The following is a 20,712-nucleotide window of genomic DNA, read 5'->3' as shown; positions in this document are numbered from 1 at the left end:
CTGATTAAGATCTTTGACTATGTTTTTTGATCAAGTTTTACCCCATGGCTGCCAATGCCAGTGCATGGCTCCATCCCAAAGGGGAGTTTTCATTGTGCTGGCTGGATTTCCCATAGTACAATTCCGGCAGCTCATTATCGCCGTTCACAACTGAAAGTGTGAGATTGAGATAATGCCTGTGCTTTGCCTCATTGCCCAAGTCCTTGTAGATCTTAGCCAGCCAGGGAAATCCCATTGTCCATTCAGCCTCGTGCCCATTGCTGTAATACTTGTCCCCGATGTACCTGATTACCCCTCTTTCCATAACAAGATGCTTCTCGACATTTGCAAGAATCTGGCCCCTTTGCACATCGTCAACAATATTATAAGGATAAATCAATGAAAGCAGTGCCATATCAGTTTCCTTTGTCACGGATTCCCGCGGCAAAAGAAGGTTGAGGGCTTCCTGCCCGTTTTCAATGAGCGAGTCCGGAACATCAACATATTTGGAGATGGCCTTAAGCCCTGCAACGCATGCGCCTACTGAAGATGCATGCACTTCCTCGTTTTCTTCCCACATCCCGTTGTCCATGTCGTGCCAATACTCAATGGATGCAAGATAATCAGTGAGCTTTTGCAGGATCCTTATGTCATTCTTGTCCCTGATGACCATGATGCCTTTGCCGAGCAGGTCTGCAACCTTGAACAAGAAAGCGCCAACTGCATCATTTTGCTTGTTGCCCCACTCCTCATGGAACTCGGCCAGGTGAATTGGGTCATATCTTGCATGGATATACTGGAAAGAATGCTCTGGCTTGTTGCTTATGGCAAAATCAATTTTGTATTCGTGCTTCAGGAGAATGTCAAACATGGCCGCATAGGTTTTCCTGAGCCCCTCAGTATCATTAATTTCTTCCAGGCCCAAAGTCTCATAGATATTATCCCTCAGCCATGCCTTGTTGTAGCCTGTGCTTACATTTTTTTTTGAGGCCGCAAATAAGCCTGATGGATACTGAAGGTTCTTTAGATTCCTTACAATAACCCTCTTGAGCATGAATCTTGGCAGCCTTACCATGATACCCCCCTCCTGCTGAATTGATAAAACAAAATGAAAAAATAAAGTCGCTGAACGTCACTGCTGATGTCATAACTGTAATCACTGTGTGGTAATATAATTATAACTGGTATTTAAATCTTTCGATTTGTTATTACTTAATAGTACTTAAAATATAGAGAAATCAGGTGTTATTATATAAGAAAATAAATCCCAGAATAGACAAAAATCCCAATTGCGAAACTGATTATTTAGCGCTATATTGCCCTGGCGGCCTGGCGCTCACGGATTCTTGCTGCGCCGATATTTTGCCTTGCCAGTGAAGCTTCATGGGAGATCAATTTTTCGACTTTTTCAAGCCTCTGCTGGTAAATCCTTATGAAAGTGTCAATTGCCTGCATCCCCCGTGCCTGCAACTGGCTGGTTTTCTCAAAGTCATCACGGTGCTTCTTGATAAGCACTTCCATTGATTCAACAGTCCGGGCAAGGCTTGCATGCGCGGCTTTGAAAACAGATTTTGTCCTCTCAAGCAGCCTCACCTCAGAAACGTGCAGTTTTTCCTGCAGAATCTCTGACTGCATGTCCTTGGAAAGGTCTGCCTGGACAGGCGTTCCCTGCATCAGGGCAATTGCCATCCGGTCCAGCTGCTCAAATGCGCGCGAAACGTAATAATAGCTCCTGAGCTGCAGGGAAAGGCTGTCGACAATTTCAGCGCCCTTGTTGAGTATTTCATCCAGTTTTTTGATAAGAGGGTAAAGGTTTTCCTGTTCATAGGCTATGATTCCGGATTTTGACTGGCTAAGCGCCTGAAAAAATTTATTCAGGTCATCCTTGATGTGCACGGCAATTGACAGGGGCGCAGAGTCTTTCTTCAAGGCATCAATGTCCTTGCCATAATTGGCTGCTGTTGACTTCATCATATCGACCCGTTGCCTGAAGTCCTTGACGACATCCCAATTCTTGCCAGCCATGCCTTTGGCATCATTGGCCATCTTGACCATGTTCCCAAGGTCTGTTTTCATTTTTCTGAGGGTGATTTTAGTCCTGTATACCTCATTCCTTAGCTTTCGCTCGAGGCTGAAAAGGTAGGCTCCGCCTTTTGTATAGACTTCAACCGCCTTCAATGCCTCATTTGCGCCTTCCCTGCCCCGCAGCTCCCTGTATTCTTTCTTTTTCTTCTTTATGAAATCCTGGAGGCCGTGTATCTGCTTGCTTTCAGCGCGCTTAAGGTCGTTTTCAGCACGGACTGCCCTGCCCTGCAATGACCTGGCTTTTTTCTCTGCCTCAACCATAATGGGCACGTCCTTGTCCACAACTTTGATTTCCTTCTCGCGCTCATCCTGGAGTTTTTCTTCCTTGTCTTTGATGTCGGTTATGAGGACGCCGATATACCTTCCCCCTTCCGCTGCCAGGTTGGCTGCATTTTCATCGAGATTGCCCCTGGCAGGAATGCTGGACATTCTTGTCTCAATCTGGTAAAGCCTTGTCATATCATCAGCTTCGGATTCTATTGCCTGCATTTCTATCTTTTCAAGCTCCTGTATTGCCTGGGCTGATTCCTCTGCAGCGACAGCAGCGGCAGCCTCATGAGTTGAGGTGCCAATTCCTTCGGCTGTCACACGTGCCTGGTCTGCAGCCGCCTGGGCGCTGCCTTTTGCCAGCCTGTCATTATCATGGCGCATCCTTCTTATCTCTTCCCTGTACGTCTGCACCTCAAGCCTTGCCTTTTTCCTTTGCTGCCTTGCATTGTATCCCCAGCGGTTGAGAATCCCGGATTCTTTGGCAGATGCATAAACTGCTCCGACCACACCTGATCTTTTAAGAATAAATACACCGCCAAACAGTATAATCACTAAAATTCCAACATCGCCTCGCCCGAAGGTGATGTAAGATGAAAAGAATGCGCCCAAGGTCCAGATGAACAATTCCTTGAGGCTAATGCCATTGTTTACGCTTTTTACCCTTCCCAGGAACCCGGCAGCGAATATTCCGCACCAGATATATAGGAAAGTATCGCCACCCATGGTAGCGAGGCTGCTGCGAAAAGAACTGTCCGGACCAAGTGTCCTATCTATAATCGGCAATGGATTTAAGTCAGCTGGATTGATATTGTCCCAAAATGCCATACTGCAGTCAATTGTTGCGGAATTAGTATATATTTATTGTGTTTTTGAACGATAGGAATTTATATCAATAACAATTAGTCAAATGATATTATTATAAGAGAATTAAGGATGGCAAAAGCCATGAAAAAAGTAAAGCAGATTGGCCAGGAATGGGACAGAGTCTACCAGGCATTCCACAGCAACAGGCCCACAAGGAAATCTGTCTGGAATGAAAAGCCCACTCCATTTTTCGGGCGATTTCTGGAATTCCTGAAACACGAGGGCGTCAGGACTGTTTTCGACGCTGGCTGCGGTGATGGTAGAAACCTTGGCCCGTTTCTTGATGCTGGTTTTGCAGTTATAGGAATGGATGCCTCTCGGGCTGCGCTGGAAGCCTGCAAAAAACACTATGGTGGCGACCCCAAGTTAAGGCTTGTTCACGGCGACCTGGCCGGGGCAAAGCTGGGAACAAGTGTTGATGCTGTGATGTGCGACCATGTTTTAACGCATGTGAAAAACATCTCAGCTGCGATGAACTCCTTTTACAGGGTATTGAAGCCGGGAGGATTTGCCCTGCTTGAATTCACATCGCCAAGGGACACAACTTATGGGACTGGAAAAAGGATTTCTAAGAATGAATTTTTGCAGGAAGGGGTGTATTTGCGCTATGATGCGCTTGAGGATGTGTACAGGCACATGAAGAGATTCAAAATTCTGTGCATAACTTCAGAAAGCAAGACTGACCCGCCTCACGGACCTGGTTACATCAGAAAAAAAAGGCACAGGCACCATTCATATTTTGTGCTGGCAAAGAAATAAGCTTGTTGTCAATCACTCGCGACCACGGCCGGTCACAGACCGGCTGCATGCTCGATCACTTCGTTCTCGCCCGGGTCGCTCGTTCAGACCCTGCATTTTCCACTTTCTGGAACGCCTAATGGTTTTCCGCCACCAGCCATGGACTGGTGGAAAATGCAGATTTTAACCGGAATTATTTTTATTTTCTTACGTACTTTGCAATCCTTTCTTCAGGGGTTTCCTCTTCCAGCTCTGGCTGCTTGAGTTCCCCTCCTGTCTTCATTTTTTCAACAGATTTCTTGAACATGTCAATCTGCAGCGGGCTTAATTTGCCGAATTTGATGTAATTAATCTTGATGCTGCGCAGAAAGGCGTTGTCGCGGTAGAATTGCTCAGGAATCTCGAACATCTTCCGCATTTTTGCATCCTTGATGTTGCCCTGCATTTCAGGCTTTTGGCAGTCATAGCACATAGGAAACCTGTTTTTCCAGGTTACGAGAACATAGTTTTTCCTGCATTTGAAGCATTTTTGCTTGAAGAGCCTGGCCATGCAGTGAAAGAAGTTATAAGGAGTATATATAGCTTGTGAAGCTAATTTGTATTTTCAATCTGTTCCACCAAATCAGAGCTGTCCTTGGCTATGATAATTCTTTCACCAACTGCTGATTCATTGCCCTGTGCGACTGATTCAGCCTGGCCGGATTCCGCTGCAGCTGGATTTTCCTGTGCTTGTGCTTCAGCAGCCTGCGCTTCCTCTTTTAGCCTGGCAGCTTCCTCTTCTGCTGCCTTCTTTGCAGCTGCATCCTCATCCATTTTTCTTACCTGCTCAACTGTCCTGCCAAAGTATGGATTTGTCGCATTAAACCTTGCCAGATGTATTGGAGGATTCTTCCCTTCCCAGTCCACTTTCCAAATCTTGATTTTGAAATTGTTCATCCCCTTGCTGTCCCGGAAAAGCTGGAAATACTGCGTTCCGTGGCCATTCAGATAGAACAGCTTGGTGAATGTGCTGTTGACAAGCTGTGGCGACATGAACAGGCTGCTGTAGCTTCCGTCGCTGTTAAACATGAAAACCATTCCAACGCCCACTGTGTCAGATGCATACCTTATCGTGTTGTAGCTTTCAGGTGTTGTATAGCTGACAGCATCCATCCTCCTGACCCCTTGCTGTGTTGGGACGTAAACATCCATGTTTGTGAGATTGACATAAACCATGAGGTCCTGGGCCTGGCAAATGACAGCTTCACTTTGCCTTGTGCAGCCTGCTTCCCCCTGCAAGTAGCTTGGCCATGGTGCAATCCACTGGTTAATTTCCGCGTCAGTCTTCAATGACCTAATCTGGTTATAATATGAGAGCGCGTCTTCGCGTGACATCCCGAACTGGCTTATGTAAGCGTCAACCACTTTTGACTCAGAGTTCAGGTCATCAAACTGCCTGTGCATCCAGGCTCTTTCAAAACTCCAGCTTCCAAAGTGCGCCCAGACCCCTCCCTTGCCAATCATGTCCTCGCTTGTGATAAAGAAGTTTTCAGGCGCATTGCAATGGCTGTATTGAAGCACTTTTTCTGATTCAGAATCTGAGAATCCGTCAGCTGCCAAAACATTTTTTGCCTCTCCTCGGTCCTGCAATACAATAATCTTCCTGAGCAATTGCACAGAATTTGGAGTGTTCTGCTTCTTAGCATCTATTTCCTTGAATGCATTATTGCCGCCGCAGTCCAGCATCCTCAGGATTCCCCTTGCCTCATTGTCGCTTGGAGTCAGCAGGGAACGGCCGAGCCAGTGCAGCTGGGGGTTGTTCTGCGACGAGCCGTCCAGTGTCACTCTCCTGTCTGCTATAAACTTGAACCAATGACCGAAATCCCACCAGCTGTTTATGATTGCGTCAGGCTGTGAATTTTCCTTTATGGCTGTAAGGTCCTCCCACCATTGGTCATTGACATTTGGCAAATAGCTGCTGGCTGTGCCAATGCCGCCCCTTACCGGGCTGACCAGATAATATGCGAACACAAGGAAAATGATAATGCTGATAATTGCCCTGTTAATCTTAACTGCCTTTGACAAAAGGTAGGTAATGGTTTCATGCAGGAATCCAAAGGTTATTCCTATGCCTATGGCAATAGGGGGCACAAGCAAAAGCGTGAACCTGATTCCCGATGTTGCCGCATAGATTGAAGCAGCGACCCATAGGAAAAACATTATGCCGAGCTTGACATCCACCTCTTCCTGGCTTTTGAAGACAAAAATAATGCTGAGCGCAAATGTGAGGCCAAAAAGCAGGAGATAAGTAATAGGAGGCAGGCTGGTACCTTTAGGGGTTACCAGATAATATAGCAAGGCGGCTGAAAGCAGGAAGATGAGCACATTCTTCGCCACATTCTTCAGGTTCTTGTAGATTACGACAATAAAGCCAAGCAGTGCCATGAAGAACCACCATTTTCCGCCTGCCTGAGACACAATTTGCGGTATGGATGCAGCATTAAATTCTGCAACTGTTGTTAGGACATTTGGCCAGATATTTGGATTTGCCGCAACCTTGGCCTTGAGGAACCCGAAAGGCCCCTTATAGATTATGGGCAACTGCTTGAAGCCCGCAATCAATCCCACTGCCAGAAGCGCGACAACTGCGAAAGTTGCCAAAAGAAACACCATCTCCTTTGTTTTCCTGTCATTCAGGAGATTCTTGAAGCTGGGCTTCTTTTCCGAGAAATAATCCCTGAGCGCGGACAATGCATAATTGCCGAGCACTGCGATTGCAATAAAATCAAAGAGATACCACCACCCTATCCATGCAAAGCTGTATGAGCCCACAGCAAGCCCTGCAAGCGCAGCGAAAATGATTTTTTTCCTGATATCCTCCACAGTGAAGGCCTCAAAGGCCAGGAAGATAATCAAGACCGGGAAAAAAACATTGTATACATCTGTGTCTGAGCCAAGGCTTCTTGTCAGGAAAATCGGGTTGACAGATAGCAGTGTACTGCCTGTCAGCGCCGCGAGCGGGCCAAAAAGCTTAAGCATCATCAAATAAACAAGGATTGCCGCGATTATAGCGTATAGAGTCGGGACATAAATCTGCGCCTGCATAAGGGTAATGTCCTTATTGAATATTTTCAGGAAGCTGTAGAGATAATATATAGAGTAAGGATGGAGGGTCTTGGGCAGCACAAGCTTGTTTGGGGCAACTGTGTAGGCATCATAGCAAACGCCATTTTCAATAACGTCGCAGATATGCCCTTTCTCCGCAAGGTTTCTTGCCTGCCTCAGGAAATAATATGAATCAATATCGCCCATGTAAGGATACAGTGTATCGCCTGACTGGTACTGGAAATAATTCTTTATGTCCCCTGATGTCAAAACGACCTGCTGGTCAATCTCTGCTTTGCGCTGCTCGATGAAAGTTTGAAGGTTTTGCGCCACAGCATTGCCAAGAGTGTTCTGGTCTATGCCAGGGTTCTGCTGCCTGATGCTCGCTTCTATCTGGCTTCTGTAAAAGTCATAAACACTGTTCCGTGCCCATGTGTCTGTCACTGCTAGGTTGACTGTGTGGGCGCGCACAAAGATTGTAATAAAAATTGGGATAAGGATTAACAGATAGGGCCAGAATTTTTTTATGTAACTTTTCGCCTTGTCAAGGGATTCCGCATCCATAACTACATCATCAGAGCCATCAGAATCAGCAGAATCAGCAGTGCTGGATTTTCTTGCTTTGGAACTTTTTGAAAAGATATTCTTGATTTTTGAAAAGTCAATTGAGATGTCATCATCATTTTGATCCCCGGCCTCCTGCGATTGCCTGGCCGATTCCCGCTGGCTTTCTTCCTTTGCCTGCTGTTTGCTTTCAGAAATGCCTGCCTGCTTTTTGGAATGCCTTGCCTTTTCGCTTTTCTTCCTGCCGGAGAAAAATCCCTTTATCTTGGAAAAATCTATAGATATCTCATCATCCTCTGAATCTGAGCCTTTCCCCACCATGCAGGGGAAAAAGAGGCAGGGGTTATATAAAGTTAATGGTAGGCTGGGCTGTTTGGGCTGGGCTGTTTGGACCGCAAAACCCATCATCTTTTTATAATTATCAAGATTGCACCCGGCTATGAGGGTCATAGCTGATTTGCACATCCATTCTCCGTACGCAAGGGCAACCTCAAAGGACATCAGTGTAAAAAATCTTGAGAGATATGCCCGAATCAAGGGAGTGGGCCTGATGGGGACTGGCGATTTTACCCACCCGAAATGGCTTGCAGAGTTCAGGGCCCAGTTGAAAGAGGATGGAAGCGGAATCCTGAGGACAGAAAGCGGCTATCCTTTTGTGCTGTCAGCTGAAATCTCCAATATATATTCTGAAGGCGGAAAAGTCAGGAAGATACACAATGTGCTCTTGGCAGGCAGCTTTGAGATTGTTGAGCAGATAAATGAGATGCTTGGAAAAAAAGGCAACCTTCTTTCTGATGGAAGGCCAATTTTTGGGAAGTTCCCGTGCCATGAGCTTGTGGAACAGCTAAAGGGGATTGATGAAAGCATTGAGATAATTCCTGCGCATATATGGACGCCATGGTTTTCCCTCTTTGGCGCAAATTCAGGCTTTGACACAGTCGAGGAATGCTTCAGGGACCAGGCAAGGCATATCCATGCGCTTGAAACCGGCCTTTCGAGCGACCCTGCAATGAACTGGAGGCTGTCACAGCTTGACAAGTACGCGCTGGTGTCAAACAGCGACCTGCATTCATTCTGGCCATGGAGGCTTGGAAGGGAAGCCAATGTTTTCGAAATGAAGGAAATAACCTATGAAGCATTAATCGCATGCTTAAGGACAAAAAAAGGGTTTGTCGAAACAATTGAAGTTGACCCTAATTTCGGGAAATACCATTTCACTGGCCATCGCAGCTGCAATATTGTGATGCATCCGGCTGATGCAATGAAAGCTGGCAATATCTGCCCAAAATGCAGGCGAAAGCTTACAGTGGGAGTGCTGGAAAGGGTGGAACAGCTTGCAGACAGGCAGGAGGGATTTGTGCCCGAAGGCGCAATCCCTTTCAGATCGGTAATCCCACTGTCGGACATACTTGCTGCCCTGCTCGGCAAGGCTGTTGCAACAAAATATGTGTGGCAGGAATACTACAAACTGGTTAGCATTAAGGAAAACAGGAGCGAATATGACATATTGCTGAGTTTGGGAAGGGAAGAACTGGCCAAGCTTGCAGGTGAGGAAACTGCAGATGCAGTCATGGCAAACAGAAATGGCGAGATTGTGATCAGGCCAGGATATGACGGCGTTTATGGCGTGCCGATGCTTGGCCAGAAAAAACCAGGAGATGAAAATAAGGAAACAGGCATTGGCATAAAAGAAGGCAATGAAATAAAAGAAAAAAACAAGGGCCAGACATTCCTGGATGAATACTAATCGCTTGTGTCGCCAGTTTTTCCGCTGATTGCTTATGCTGATTGCTTATGATTCCCTGGCACAACAGATATTGCGAAAACAAATATTGCGAATTTTTTTCACTTACTCAATCTGGAACACTGGCGGCCTGTTCACATTTTCCACTGTAACTGTGCGCATGATGATTGCCGCGTCAGTTCCGTCTGAGGCAATGATGTAAACATCGTGGCTTCCTGCGTCATTATAATTCGTTGTGTAGGAAGCTGAACTCATCCAGCCTTTGTAAGAAACATAAACCTGGTCACCGTCAGGGTCAGTTGCAATCGGGCTGAACTGCACCAACTCGCCTTCCTTGACAATGATGTCTTCAACACCTGTTATGGCCGGTGCCCTGTTCTTCTTGTAGACTGTGAGCTTGAACGCCTTTTCATCGGTCAGTTCCCCATCAGACACGGAAACAATAACAGGGTACTCGCCTTCGTCTTCATAACCAGTCTGCCATTCTCCCAAGGCATTGAAAGGCTTGCTGAATGAGAATGTCAGGGGATCCTTATCAAGGTCAGCTGCATAATAGACTATCCTGACAGCATCGCCTTCCACAGCAACCATGTCTGCCATGTTGCCCAGCACAGGCGGGCGGTTTACATTGGTTACCACAATCCGGACTTCCTGGCTGACTGTGTTCTTGCCGTCATTTGCAGTTATTGTGACAAAGTGCTCGCCTGCATCATTGAAAGTTGTGATATAAGTATCCGTTGCCATCCATCCTGAATAACTCATTGTTATATCATCATTCTCCGGGTCAACCACCAATGGCTTGAGAATTATTGTGCTGCCTTCCTCTATCATGACATCATTGATTTCGCCCATTATTGGCGGCTTGTTTGATGGCCTTACGATTATCCTGACTTTTTGCGTTGTCTGGCTTTCGCCGTCATCAGCTGTGACTGATACAAAATAAGTCCCGACATCGCCCTCATGTGTTTTCCACTTGCCGGTGCTGTCCATTGGCGGGCTGAATGTATATGACAGCGGGTCTCCATCCGGGTCAATTGCCCTCAGGTCAAGCTGGACTGTCTGGCCTTCCACAACATATTTTGTAGGAATGCCATCATCAACCATTATCAGTTCACTGTCTTCATCAGAAGCAATTGGCAAAATAGGCTCAGTCACTGGCACTTCCCCTGTAACTTCGGTTACAGGCTGTTCTTCAGGCACTGTTTCAGCAGGCGTTTCAGTTCCGGCCGGTGTCTCTCCGGTGGCAGGTTCGCCGCCAATTGGCACGGTTACATCTTCTGCTGGCCTGGCAACAGGTGCGCATCCCTTAACATCATTGGTTGGCAAAGGCGCACAGCCGGAAAGTATCAGTAGAACCACACTTAAAATTATTATGCTTGGTAAAATTGAGTTTGTCCCCTTCATTGTGTTTCCCACCAAACGTAAAATAATGTATTTGTTACTATTGTATAATATATAACTAATATATAAACTTTATGGTAGTTACTTTTTTCCATAGAAGGGAGATAAAAGTCATGACTAGATGCCTCTTTGCGGAAAAACTCGCCTGCCCTGGCCGCGCCGCCTAATCAGGCATCAAAAAGTGGACAGCGGCCTTGCCCGAAAAGTTAGTTTGGGCATCAATTTTGCGAAGCCCATTCCAGGAGGGGTTAGGCATTTTTCGGGGTTGCAGAGGAGAAAAATGCAATTCGCGGGAAGCTGCAATGCTGAGCAGATGCCCAAACCGAGCCGGAAGGCGAGTTTTCGGGCAAAGCCATGGACAGCACAAAGTATATAAACGCCATTTAAATTCCAAAAAGCCATGGCATACGAAGTAAAAGACATAAACCTTGCCGAGCAGGGGAAAATGAATATAGAATACGCAGAGAGCCAGATGGGCGCTTTGCTGAAGGTCAAAGACAGGTTTGCAAAGGAAAAGCCGCTGAAGGGGTTAAGGGTTGGCATGGCCCTGCATGTAACCAAGGAAACCGCTGTCCTTGTCAGGACGCTCATTGCTGGCGGGGCGCAGGTTTCCATTACAGGATGCAACCCGCTTTCCACGCAGGATGATGTTGCAGCGGCCTTGGCCATGGAAGGCGTTGAAGTCTATGCATGGAAAGGCGAGACCAAGGAAGAATATTACAGGAACCTGAAGAAAGTGGTTGACTTCAAGCCGCATGTGACAATAGATGACGGCTGCGACCTTGTGACTGAAATCCACACCAAAAGGAAAGAGCTGATCAAGGATATCATTGTTGGATGCGAGGAGACAACCACAGGTGTCATCAGGCTCAAGGCCATGGAAAAGGAGAAAGTCCTGAAGTACCCGATGGTTGCAGTCAATGACAACAAGACAAAGCACCTGTTTGACAATTATTATGGGACCGGGCAGTCAACAATTGACGGAATTCTTAGGGCATCCAACACATTGTTCGCAGGAAAGACGTTTGTTGTTGCCGGATACGGCAGCTGCGGGAAAGGGGTTGCCTTGCGCGCCCAGGGAATGGGCTCAAATGTCATTGTGACAGAAGTCGATAATTTCAGGGCACTCCAGGCAAGGACAGACGGCTACAGGGTCATGCCAATGAAAGAGGCTGCAAAAATAGGGGATATCTTTGTCACCGTGACCGGCAACAAGCACCTGATCACGACCGAGCACATGAAGCTGATGAAGGATGGCGCTATCCTTGCAAACTCCGGCCATTTCGACAATGAGATTGATGTTGACGGCATGGGAAAGATTGCAAGCAAGAAGAGAAGGATAAGGCCATATTTCGATGAATACACAATCAATGGCAAAAGGATTTTCCTTGCCGGCGAGGGCAGGCTTGTCAACCTTGCATGCGCAGAAGGCCATCCTTCTACTGTGATGGCATTGAGCTTTTGCGGCCAGGCCCTGGCTGTTGAATATGGGGTTAAGCTGAAAGGCAAGCTGCCGAACAAGGTCATATCGCTTCCTCCGGAAATTGACGATGAGATTGCCAAGCTGCAGCTCATGACCCTGGGGATAGCCAAGGATGAAATGACTTCAATGCAGAAGAAGTATGCAGATGAATGGAGAGAAGGGACTTAAGCCCTGATAATTTCTTGCCTTATCATTTTTAATTTTCTATTTTTACTTAATTTTCAAAAATATTATTGTATCGCCTGCCTGGGAGTTATTTTTTCAGGGTGAAGGATTACATTCCTGGTCAGGTCAGCCACGCCTTCCCTGCTTCTTATTAGCTGATAGCTGCCGTCGGTGTTTACCATGACTTCAGCCGGCCTGAACCTTGAATTATAATTGGAAGCCATTGACATCCCATATGCGCCTACATTTTTCATTATGATGATGTCGCCAATTTCCGCCCTTGGCAGTTTTATCGGGCGAAGGTCGCCATTCTGCTCCTGCGTAAAGACATCGCCGGACTCGCAAAGCGGCCCGCCAACAATAACTTCACTTTCCTTTGAATTCCTGCCGACGATGAGCATGTCATGATGCGCGCCATACAGCACTGCGCGGGGCATTGCATCAAATCCAAAATCAACAAGATAGAATTTGTTTGCAGGCGTGCTCTTGATGTCACGAATCCTGCCCACAAGATATCCCGACTCGGCCACCAGATACCTGCCTGGCTCGATTTCCGAGTTTATCGGCCGGCCAAAAAAGGCGCTGAGGCGGCGCTCGGTATTGGCAAGCAATTTTCGGTATTTTTGCAGGTTGATTTTCCTGTCCCCCTCCTTGTATGGGACTGGGATGCCGCCTCCTGCGCTGACATATTCAAGGTCACGCACCATTTGCCCATTGGTTATCAGCGATTCCGCCACTCTCTCCAGCTCCCAAAGATTTGTTCCTGTGCCAATATGCATGTGCAGGCCATTGACTCGCAGGCCGTAATCGCTGGCAGTTCGCAGCGCCTTGCTGGCGTCGCCGTACCAGATGCCGTGCTTGCTGTGCTCTCCTCCTGTGTCCACTTTCTTTGTGTGGCCATGCCCGAATCCCGGATTGAGCCTTATGCTGATGTCTTTTATGCCGGGCTGCATCTCTCCGTATTCCTGGATCATGTTGATTGAGCCTGCATTTAAGGTTGCATTCAGCTTTATGACATGCTCAAGGTCATGGGAATTATTCGCGAAAAAGTCAGCGCCAAAGACAACCCTGCGAGGCGACTCTTCATCGCTTAATATCCCGGCAATCTGCGCAATCAGGAGCTCGCCTGCGCTGACAACGTCCACACCCGAGGCGCCTTCATCCATGATTAATTTCAAAACCGCCGGATTGTTGTTCGCCTTGATTGCATATCGGACGGAATCAAAGCCCGCATCATGAAGGGACCGGACCTGCCGGCTAATTGTGCCTGCATCATAGACATATAATGGCGTGTCGAATCTTTCTATAAGTTCACGTACAGAAACAGGCCCTATGAAAAAATCATTTTTTCCATTTGTATTGCGATTGTTTGCCCGCACTTCAATAAGCGTCACCCTAAGTTTTGCATAACGATTGTTCAGTTTTATTTAAAGCTTTCCAATTTTTAGGCAAAGTGAAATAATGCATAGCCGAGGCATGCCCGGCGCAAGTTTTTTATACCTATAAATAATTTTTTGGGAATACTGAAGATTAATTTTTTGGATGGTGGTGATAAGATGGCACAAGATATGCAAATGTGGGCAAACATACTGTTGCTTGTTGGAGGCATAGTCCATGCAGTTCCTCCATTATACAGCTGGCTCAACACTTTTACCGGCGGCATTGCCTGGATACAGATAATTGTGGGCGTGATTTCAGTGATACTTGCCCTGCTGCTTGTATTCAGGAAATAGAAATTTCAGCAAAATTATTTTTTTCTCTTTAGCCCAGTTCAGGGTTTTCGCTGTACAGTTTTGAATAATCCGTAACGCTGGAAATTTGTGTCATTATCTGCTCCGGCCCGTCATTGCCATAGCTTATGAGGAGCTTGTCCAGGTCATGCATGTAATAGTCGCCGTATTCAGGGTTGTTCTCGCCATTGACATAGAATTTCAAAGAGGCGTTAGGTGAATTGCAGAACCTTTCGGACTGCATGGCGAAGCATTCTGAATTCAGGCTCATGCCCAGGCTCCTCAGGAAATGCCCGAAGGTTATTCCAGTTGAGTGTATGTGTATTGTCTTGTCGCCTTCAGGATTGCCCAGGTGAATATGCGTCAAATCATTTTTTTCATGGTACTCTGACACATTAAAAGAAATTCTTTGGCCATTGACATAGACTGCAAAATCCGCATGGATGTGAGTTGGCTCGGGCTCGCCAATGCCTGATATGCCCTGCAATGCTGTTGCATAATCCACCCATGTCTCAATGTTGTGCTGAAGCTCATTGTATTTGTACAAGAGAACCCCTGACAATGCAATAAGCACAATGCAGAAAACCAAAAGCAAAATGCCCACTATTCGCGGCAATCCCTTGCCAGCTTCCCTGGATTCCTTGGCACTTGACTGGTTTTTCCTGGTTTTCGAGGCCATGCTAACTTCCATAAGTGCCTGGCTTAAAAATTTATGCTTTGCCTGAACAGGATTCATAGCAGAGGTATCGGTTAAAATCAGTGTTTAAGACCCAAAGGTTAGATATTTTAAATGAAAGGAGGATTACCTATATTATTATGGCGGAAAAGAAAAAGGACAGTGAAAAAAGGAATCAGCCAGCAAGCAGGTCAATAGCCATGATTTTGGTAATCGGGCTTGTGATACTGGCAATTTCATTCTACACCAGCAGGAACAGGGGAATTTCGCCGGAAGAGGTTTTCCAGGTAAAATCCGAGGCAATTGCGGGCAGTGATGCCTCGCAATTAGCTGCCAGCGCTGAGCTTCCCATGGTCGGCATCCAGAAGGGCGATGTGCCCCCTGACTTTGCCCTCACAGCAGTTGATGGAATTGAGGCCAGCCTCAACAATGGCCACACAGCATATGGCAATCCCGCAGTTGTGTACTTTTGGGCGACCTGGTGCCCTTACTGCAAACAGGATTTTGAGGTGCTCAAGGATATCTATCCCGAATATGACCAGGAAGTGGAGTTTATTGCAATAAACCTGGACCCTGCGGAATCTGAGGATAAAATAAAAAATTATGCTGAAAAGCTTGGCATAGAGGGCATAAGATTTGTCAAGGCAGACCCTGCTGTTGTGGCCGAGTACGGTGTAAAAACAACCACAACAAAATTTGCCATTGGGAGGAGCGGCACGATTTTGTGGACAGGGTCAGGCGCGGCTGATGAAGATGTTTGGCGCATAATTCTTGGTGGGTTAAGGGACTCTGGCTGAGCTCACATTCTTCTTCGGGAATTGTTGTTGAAAGGATATTTTTCACCCTCAACCCCGAAGCATTTGTTGAAGAAGTCGCACCATTTGCACAATGGCTGGGGCACCAGCGGATAAGCTGAAATGTCATCGGTTGCTGTTTTTTTGTGGACCAGGTCAATTTCCTTCTTGGCGTACCTGACAAGGTCCTCATCCACATCCAGGAATTTTTCAACATCCTTCAGAAAATTTATCCCGACCTTGTTCGGAAGCTTGCCGTGCTTCTCATTGTACAGCAATGCATAGATTGCCAGCTGAAGCTTGTACTCCTCGGAAATGTCAAAGCTCTTTGATGTCTTGTAATCAATTATCCTGACATGGTCATCAATGTCCTCTATTGCATCAATGAACCCCTGGACCTTATGCTCTTCAGACACATATTGCTGTTCCGTTGTTGGAGTCAGGCGCCTGAAGGCATCTGCGAGGCCAAACCCCTGAACCATCATTGCCTCAAGCCTGGCAATGAACTGGTTGATCCAGTTCAGGAGCATGAGCATGCTTTCATCAAAATAAAACATCAGTTTTTCCTTTGTCAAGTCGAGCTTGCTGAAATCCTTTTCTTCCTGCCAATGCTTCAGCAAAAGGTCCTGTATCCGCTTCTTCAGCGCCATTTCATAATTTGCCCTGCTGAGATCGGAGGTGTCCAGGTGAAAAAAATTTTCCAGCACTTCGTGCACAACATGGCCACGGACAAGATGGATGCTCGGCTTTGTGGGGAGCTCCTCGATATATTGATAGTAATATTTGCGGGGGCATTGCCTGTACGTGTTGATTGAGCTTGGAGACTGGATTCTGCCCGGCATGAAGTTGATTCCTGAGCCATGCTATATATAATTTATGGTGTTATTATATATAGATAAGCTCAATTTGTCACAACTTTGTAATCACACAAGAAATAAATATCTGAACACGTTTGCACACTAATATTCATTAGAATATGAGTTATGGAGGCGAAAGAAACATGGACAAGAAAGCAGGGGTAGCATTAATCAGTGCAGTAGTCATAGTGGGCATTCTGGTTGTTGCCTTGGTTATGGCAGCGCCAAGAGCAAAGCATGCATGCCAGGACAGCACTGACAATGATGGGGATGGATACACAGACTGGCCCAGTGACCCAGGATGTGCAAACCGGGGAGACAGCAGTGAGCTTAATCCCTCAGTGCAATGCGATGACGGGACAGACAATGATGGAGACGGCGCAGTTGACCTTGCTGACGGAGGATGCTCAGGGCCGACAGACAATGACGAAACAAACTGCGGAGATGGCGTCTGTGAAGGCGGAGAAACATCTGCCACATGCCCTGCTGATTGTGGCTTTCCGGACTCGTGTTCTGACAGCGACGGAGGATTTGCAATTACAGTTTGGGGAACTGTCAGCGGCTATTCAGGAGGAAACCCGTACAATCACAGCGAATATTGCCTGGACAATTCCAGCGTAATGGAGCACTGGTGCAGCGGAACGCAGTATTATAACAATTGGGCCTCATGCGTGACGAACTTCTCATCAATATGTGTGGGCGGCAGATGCGTTTAGTTTTCCATAGCCAATTTTTTTATTTTCTTATTTCTATTTTGGATTGGTAAAAGCACAAAGAAACGAAGCTTTCAATTCTGAAAGCAGGCTTGGCTCTGAAATTATTTGTCGTGATGGTCCGGGCTGCCAAAAAAATGAGGGATTCGAGGGACCAGTATCGAGAATAGTGTGGCCAAAATTGCAATCATGTAATAGCCTATGCCTATTGTCATGCCTATGGCAGCAGAAAACCAGATGCTCGCTGCTGTTGTCAGGTTTGTAATGTTGCCTGTCTTGTCCTTCAGGATTATCCCTGCGCCAAGAAAGCCAATGCCTGTGACAATCTGCGCCGCCACCCTTGCCGGCTCATTTGGGTCAATCATGAGCGACATCATTGTGAAAAGCATTGCGCCGGCTATGACAAAAGTCTGCGTGCTGATTCCTGCCTTTTTTCCGCGGGATTCGCGCTCCATGCCAACAAGAAAGCCAGCTCCCAGGCTAAGCAATAATTTGAAAACGAATTCGCCCTCCGTGTATTCAATCGATATGACCACAACGGCATTTCAGGGACAGCATTATTTATATTTTGTGATACCACTATCAAATAAGAGATATATTCAGGAAAACAAGGCACAACCTTTCCTGCCAAGTTTTATAAATTTGCCATATTTGCATAGGAATGATGAGCATGGATAAGACAATGTACCGGCATACAATTCCGGATTCGGAAAAGGACAGAAGCCCAAAAATTTTTCCCCTTCTGCCTGGCCAGTCCATAGATGAAGTCATAAAGAGGATAGAGTCGGAAATCAAGGATAAGGAAAAGGAAAACAAGGATTATTCCCCTGAAGCAAGCTCAGCCACAGGGATTCCGGAGTATTCGCCAGCCAAAATATTCAACTATGTGCCCCAGGAGATGGCAGGGTATCTTGGCGAGCTGTATGTTGCGCCGGACAACAGTTATGCATTCCAACTGGTTTATGCCCCCCTTCAGGACTACGGCGAGCAAAAATGGCACCAGAAAACTGACCTGCACGGCCGTGGGATTGCAAAACGATGGCATGTGCATTTTTCTGCAGGGGACATGGGCGCACATGCTTACACCACCTTGACAGATGCCAATAAAGTGTTTGACACAGACCACCAGTACAAGCCCCTGAAGCTCGGGGCGTTTATTGACTACCATGAAACGCACCACAGGCCGGAAGAAGGAGAGACCAATCAGACTGCATCTGCCATGCTCAATTTCTCCAATAACCAGGGGATGCAGTATAATTATCTCTATAGATGATAGCAAATCATTGGTTTGATGGGCAATTATTTCATGAGCCAGAGGCCATTTTCTGCAGGTGAAAAAAATGATGTTGCCGCATCTCATGCAGCGCTTCGCCGAGCCTGGCAATCTTCTTTGCCTCGCCTGATGTCATCCTGTTTATGTATTTAAACTGAAGAATGGGAAAGACAAGATGGCTGACAGTATCGATAAAGTCAATCCCGTCGTCTGTTGGATTTTCCAGGGTGTTTTGGTATGAAACATAGGTAACTGCCTTGGGGATGGATGCCAGCAAAAGCCTTTTCAGATAATCCTTTTCCCTTACCTGCATCCCCTCAGGGCAATAAAGGTTGAATGTTTCATTCTTTTTTCCAGCCTGCTCTTCCAGGTAGCGCCAGGAATTCGGCATTCTAACCACATGCGGGCCATGGAAAAACATTTTGGCGTCATCAGCTTCCATGTATGTGTGGCCAGGATAGCCAGGCATTCCTTTCTGCTCCTCATCCCAGAAAATGATTTTCTGCTTTCCATTGTGCAGCATGGCAAGGCCCCGGTTGTCAGGCTTTGCATCCGCATCATCAACAAGGAATGGATAGCCTTCTGTAAATTTCAGAGTGACATCAAAGTTATCCAGGATCGCCTGCTTCACAGAATCCGGCGTCACATTGTCCTGCTCAAGCCGAAGAAGCAGGCTGTCAATAATAGGCATTGGGCCAGGATTGCGGACATCAGGAGTGGACATTGCGCCCTGGTGGAAGCCGTGCGCCCAGTAAGCGAATTCCTGGGTTTCAGGGCTTATGACGAATGCCTCTGAGAGCGGAACTGCATCTGCCTGCAGGGTTGCAAGTGAAGGATTTCCATCAAAATCAATGATTCCCAGGTCATGCGCCTGCGTGAGAAGGCCGCCCATGTCATATTTTTTTATCCTGGCTTCCAGCCTGGACAGGCGAATTGACTCTTTCTGCAGCTCGGCCAAAGGCCTTTGCTTCAATACCAGCACTGAGCCCCAAAATCTGTCCATTGCAATCCACGCAGATTTTGAGCCGGGGTAATAATCCCTTTTCTCAAAGCGCCCGGGCGATTTCCTGATGGCTTCAATGATGGCTTCCTTCCCCTCCTTTCGATATCCAAGGCCGTGCAGGAGAATCCCTGCGCCGGCAAGGCCTTCAGCCGGAGTGTTGCCATAAGCAAGGGTCTCCCTCAGGTAATGGACTGCCTCATCAGGATTTTTCTCCCCAAGCCACACAAGCGCCTCATAAAAATTCTTCATGAGGCTTGAATCAGCAACAGGCTGGATCCCGTAGACACTTTCAGTTCTTCGCTGCTCGTTTTCAAGCATTTTTTCCAGCACGCCCCTTTTTTTCCTGAAAAGCAGGCCCCAGCTATTTTCCCATTTGAGCTGCTGGAACTTTTTGTCGGACTCATTCTGCCTGAGCCATTCCTGCAGTTCCTCGACTGCCTCGTCCATCCTGTCAGACCTTGCCAGGGCAATTGCCATGCGCGGCCTTTTCTGCGGGGAGGAATCATCCAAAGTGAATTTCGCTGAAATGTACAGGTAGTTATCCCTGGCCTCGGCCACCCTTTGAAGAAGCGTATTTACAGCATGGTCCAGGTTCTCTCGCCTGTTCTTTCCCATGGCAAGGCCCGGCCTGTATTCCAGGAGAAAGTTGTCAACGCCCTGCTGTGCATGCCTCGCAAGATATTTTCCAATCTTGTAAAAATCTGAAAATGACCCTGAAAAGTCATTCCATTTTGCTTTTGCCCATGTTGCCAGCCTCGGCCTGGCCGTGTTCCTTATTTCCCGGCCTGCCTCGTAAATTCCCATGGCTGTATAGGCGTTCAGCACATTGAAGAATGCCCCGACAATCCCTAGCTCAGAGCCGGAAGTGTCGTAAGAATTGGACATGTTGTTCAGGAATGCAATAATCCCTGCTTCCCCCAGTGCAAAAGCCGAGGCTGCGGAATAGAACTGCGGTGTTTTGGCATGCTGAATAAATTCACGGATGCCTTGCTGATAAGTTTGCGGCTTGGCCTCCCTGACTCCCCCTGGTTCCGCCATTAGCGCCACATGATGCCAAACATTTATATAGTTTTTTAATGGACAGGATATGTCGGACTAAGTGCGATTAGCCAACAATAGTGATATAAACCAAAACATTATCATCACGTCGAGAGGCTTTATGCCTCTCTTGTTTTTACCAGATTTTTCTTAAAAATCTGCCGCGGAGCTGACCTCAGCTCGCACGGAAGGTAGGGAGACGTTCCTTCGGAAGTCTCCCGAACTGCGTCACAGAACGGAGTCATGGGATT

General features: G+C 47.0%; 17 protein-coding genes. 7 read left to right on the top strand and 10 right to left on the bottom strand.

The window, feature by feature from the left end; all coding sequences use genetic code 11:
* Positions 1-37: 37 nt before the first annotated feature.
* Positions 38-1,054, bottom strand: coding sequence for a glycoside hydrolase family 15 (locus J4227_07635; GenBank protein MBS3110373.1), 1,017 nt, complete (start codon positions 1,052-1,054; stop codon positions 38-40).
* A 236-nt stretch (positions 1,055-1,290) separates the two neighbouring features.
* Positions 1,291-3,159: a hypothetical protein gene (locus J4227_07630; protein ID MBS3110372.1), complete on the bottom strand. Its 1,869-nt coding sequence runs from the start codon at positions 3,157-3,159 to the stop codon at positions 1,291-1,293.
* Positions 3,160-3,279: 120 nt separating this feature from the next.
* Here J4227_07630 and J4227_07625 point away from each other — a divergent pair, with 120 nt between their 5' ends.
* A complete protein-coding gene (locus tag J4227_07625; protein MBS3110371.1) occupies positions 3,280-3,957 on the top strand; it encodes a class I SAM-dependent methyltransferase in 678 nt (225 codons plus the stop codon).
* A gap of 178 nt (positions 3,958-4,135) precedes the next feature.
* Here the strand turns inward: J4227_07625 and J4227_07620 are convergent, their stop codons facing one another.
* Both J4227_07620 and J4227_07615 read right to left on the bottom strand, forming a co-directional pair.
* Entirely contained in the window at positions 4,136-4,486 is a 351-nt protein-coding gene (locus J4227_07620) for a hypothetical protein (GenBank protein ID MBS3110370.1), read from the bottom strand.
* Between the two features lie 41 nt (positions 4,487-4,527).
* On the bottom strand, positions 4,528-7,905 hold the full coding sequence (locus tag J4227_07615) for a hypothetical protein (protein ID MBS3110369.1): 3,378 nt from the start codon (positions 7,903-7,905) through the stop codon (positions 4,528-4,530).
* A gap of 118 nt (positions 7,906-8,023) precedes the next feature.
* Between J4227_07615 and J4227_07610 the strand changes: the two genes are divergently transcribed.
* Positions 8,024-9,331, top strand: a complete 1,308-nt coding sequence (locus tag J4227_07610) for a DNA helicase UvrD (protein ID MBS3110368.1) — start codon at positions 8,024-8,026, stop codon at positions 9,329-9,331.
* Positions 9,332-9,433: 102 nt separating this feature from the next.
* Here the strand turns inward: J4227_07610 and J4227_07605 are convergent, their stop codons facing one another.
* Positions 9,434-10,732, bottom strand: a complete 1,299-nt coding sequence (locus J4227_07605; GenBank protein ID MBS3110367.1) for a hypothetical protein — start codon at positions 10,730-10,732, stop codon at positions 9,434-9,436.
* 397 nt (positions 10,733-11,129) lie between these two features.
* Between J4227_07605 and J4227_07600 the strand changes: the two genes are divergently transcribed.
* Positions 11,130-12,380, top strand: a complete 1,251-nt coding sequence (locus tag J4227_07600; protein ID MBS3110366.1) for an adenosylhomocysteinase — start codon at positions 11,130-11,132, stop codon at positions 12,378-12,380.
* Between the two features lie 62 nt (positions 12,381-12,442).
* Here the strand turns inward: J4227_07600 and lysA are convergent, their stop codons facing one another.
* Positions 12,443-13,771 (bottom strand): diaminopimelate decarboxylase, encoded by a 1,329-nt coding sequence (lysA, locus tag J4227_07595; GenBank protein ID MBS3110365.1) that lies wholly within the window; start codon positions 13,769-13,771, stop codon positions 12,443-12,445.
* A 162-nt stretch (positions 13,772-13,933) separates the two neighbouring features.
* Between lysA and J4227_07590 the strand changes: the two genes are divergently transcribed.
* Positions 13,934-14,110 (top strand): hypothetical protein, encoded by a 177-nt coding sequence (locus J4227_07590; GenBank protein MBS3110364.1) that lies wholly within the window; start codon positions 13,934-13,936, stop codon positions 14,108-14,110.
* 28 nt (positions 14,111-14,138) lie between these two features.
* Here the strand turns inward: J4227_07590 and J4227_07585 are convergent, their stop codons facing one another.
* Positions 14,139-14,786: a hypothetical protein gene (locus tag J4227_07585; GenBank protein ID MBS3110363.1), complete on the bottom strand. Its 648-nt coding sequence runs from the start codon at positions 14,784-14,786 to the stop codon at positions 14,139-14,141.
* 137 nt (positions 14,787-14,923) lie between these two features.
* Here J4227_07585 and J4227_07580 point away from each other — a divergent pair, with 137 nt between their 5' ends.
* Positions 14,924-15,580 (top strand): TlpA family protein disulfide reductase, encoded by a 657-nt coding sequence (locus J4227_07580; protein MBS3110362.1) that lies wholly within the window; start codon positions 14,924-14,926, stop codon positions 15,578-15,580.
* A 2-nt stretch (positions 15,581-15,582) separates the two neighbouring features.
* Here the strand turns inward: J4227_07580 and J4227_07575 are convergent, their stop codons facing one another.
* Positions 15,583-16,419, bottom strand: a complete 837-nt coding sequence (locus tag J4227_07575; protein MBS3110361.1) for a PD-(D/E)XK nuclease family protein — start codon at positions 16,417-16,419, stop codon at positions 15,583-15,585.
* Between the two features lie 158 nt (positions 16,420-16,577).
* Here J4227_07575 and J4227_07570 point away from each other — a divergent pair, with 158 nt between their 5' ends.
* On the top strand, positions 16,578-17,150 hold the full coding sequence (locus J4227_07570; GenBank protein ID MBS3110360.1) for a hypothetical protein: 573 nt from the start codon (positions 16,578-16,580) through the stop codon (positions 17,148-17,150).
* A gap of 101 nt (positions 17,151-17,251) precedes the next feature.
* Here the strand turns inward: J4227_07570 and J4227_07565 are convergent, their stop codons facing one another.
* Entirely contained in the window at positions 17,252-17,683 is a 432-nt protein-coding gene (locus J4227_07565) for an MgtC/SapB family protein (GenBank protein MBS3110359.1), read from the bottom strand.
* Positions 17,684-17,811: 128 nt separating this feature from the next.
* Here J4227_07565 and J4227_07560 point away from each other — a divergent pair, with 128 nt between their 5' ends.
* The gene (locus J4227_07560) at positions 17,812-18,420 is read left to right on the top strand and encodes a hypothetical protein (GenBank protein ID MBS3110358.1); all 609 of its coding nucleotides are present in this window, start codon (positions 17,812-17,814) and stop codon (positions 18,418-18,420) included.
* Between the two features lie 31 nt (positions 18,421-18,451).
* Here J4227_07560 and J4227_07555 read toward each other — a convergent pair whose 3' ends face one another.
* Positions 18,452-20,461 carry a hypothetical protein gene (locus tag J4227_07555; GenBank protein ID MBS3110357.1) on the bottom strand — a complete coding sequence of 670 codons (2,010 nt, stop codon included), beginning with the start codon at positions 20,459-20,461 and terminating at the stop codon, positions 18,452-18,454.
* Positions 20,462-20,712 lie beyond the last annotated feature (251 nt).

The sequence above is a fragment of the Candidatus Woesearchaeota archaeon genome, from assembly GCA_018303405.1.
Taxonomy (GTDB): Archaea; Nanobdellota; Nanobdellia; order Woesearchaeales; family JABMPP01; genus JAGVYD01.
The sequence above is the reverse complement of the archived record's forward strand: the minus strand, read 5'-3'. Positions and strand labels throughout refer to the sequence as shown.

Bases quoted from the DNA above. Each gene is read 5' to 3' on its own strand.
- J4227_07635 (MBS3110373.1), bottom strand. From the start codon at position 1,054: ATGGTAAGGCTGCCAAGATTCATGCTCAAGAGGGTTATTGTAAGGAAT.
- J4227_07630 (MBS3110372.1), bottom strand. From the start codon at position 3,159: ATGGCATTTTGGGACAATATCAATCCAGCTGACTTAAATCCATTGCCG.
- J4227_07625 (MBS3110371.1), top strand. From the start codon at position 3,280: ATGAAAAAAGTAAAGCAGATTGGCCAGGAATGGGACAGAGTCTACCAG.
- J4227_07620 (MBS3110370.1), bottom strand. From the start codon at position 4,486: ATGGCCAGGCTCTTCAAGCAAAAATGCTTCAAATGCAGGAAAAACTAT.
- J4227_07615 (MBS3110369.1), bottom strand. From the start codon at position 7,905: ATGGTGGGGAAAGGCTCAGATTCAGAGGATGATGAGATATCTATAGAT.
- J4227_07610 (MBS3110368.1), top strand. From the start codon at position 8,024: ATGAGGGTCATAGCTGATTTGCACATCCATTCTCCGTACGCAAGGGCA.
- J4227_07605 (MBS3110367.1), bottom strand. From the start codon at position 10,732: ATGAAGGGGACAAACTCAATTTTACCAAGCATAATAATTTTAAGTGTG.
- J4227_07600 (MBS3110366.1), top strand. From the start codon at position 11,130: ATGGCATACGAAGTAAAAGACATAAACCTTGCCGAGCAGGGGAAAATG.
- J4227_07590 (MBS3110364.1), top strand. From the start codon at position 13,934: ATGGCACAAGATATGCAAATGTGGGCAAACATACTGTTGCTTGTTGGA.
- J4227_07585 (MBS3110363.1), bottom strand. From the start codon at position 14,786: ATGGCCTCGAAAACCAGGAAAAACCAGTCAAGTGCCAAGGAATCCAGG.
- J4227_07580 (MBS3110362.1), top strand. From the start codon at position 14,924: ATGGCGGAAAAGAAAAAGGACAGTGAAAAAAGGAATCAGCCAGCAAGC.
- J4227_07575 (MBS3110361.1), bottom strand. From the start codon at position 16,419: ATGCCGGGCAGAATCCAGTCTCCAAGCTCAATCAACACGTACAGGCAA.
- J4227_07570 (MBS3110360.1), top strand. From the start codon at position 16,578: ATGGACAAGAAAGCAGGGGTAGCATTAATCAGTGCAGTAGTCATAGTG.
- J4227_07560 (MBS3110358.1), top strand. From the start codon at position 17,812: ATGAGCATGGATAAGACAATGTACCGGCATACAATTCCGGATTCGGAA.
- J4227_07555 (MBS3110357.1), bottom strand. From the start codon at position 20,461: ATGGCGGAACCAGGGGGAGTCAGGGAGGCCAAGCCGCAAACTTATCAG.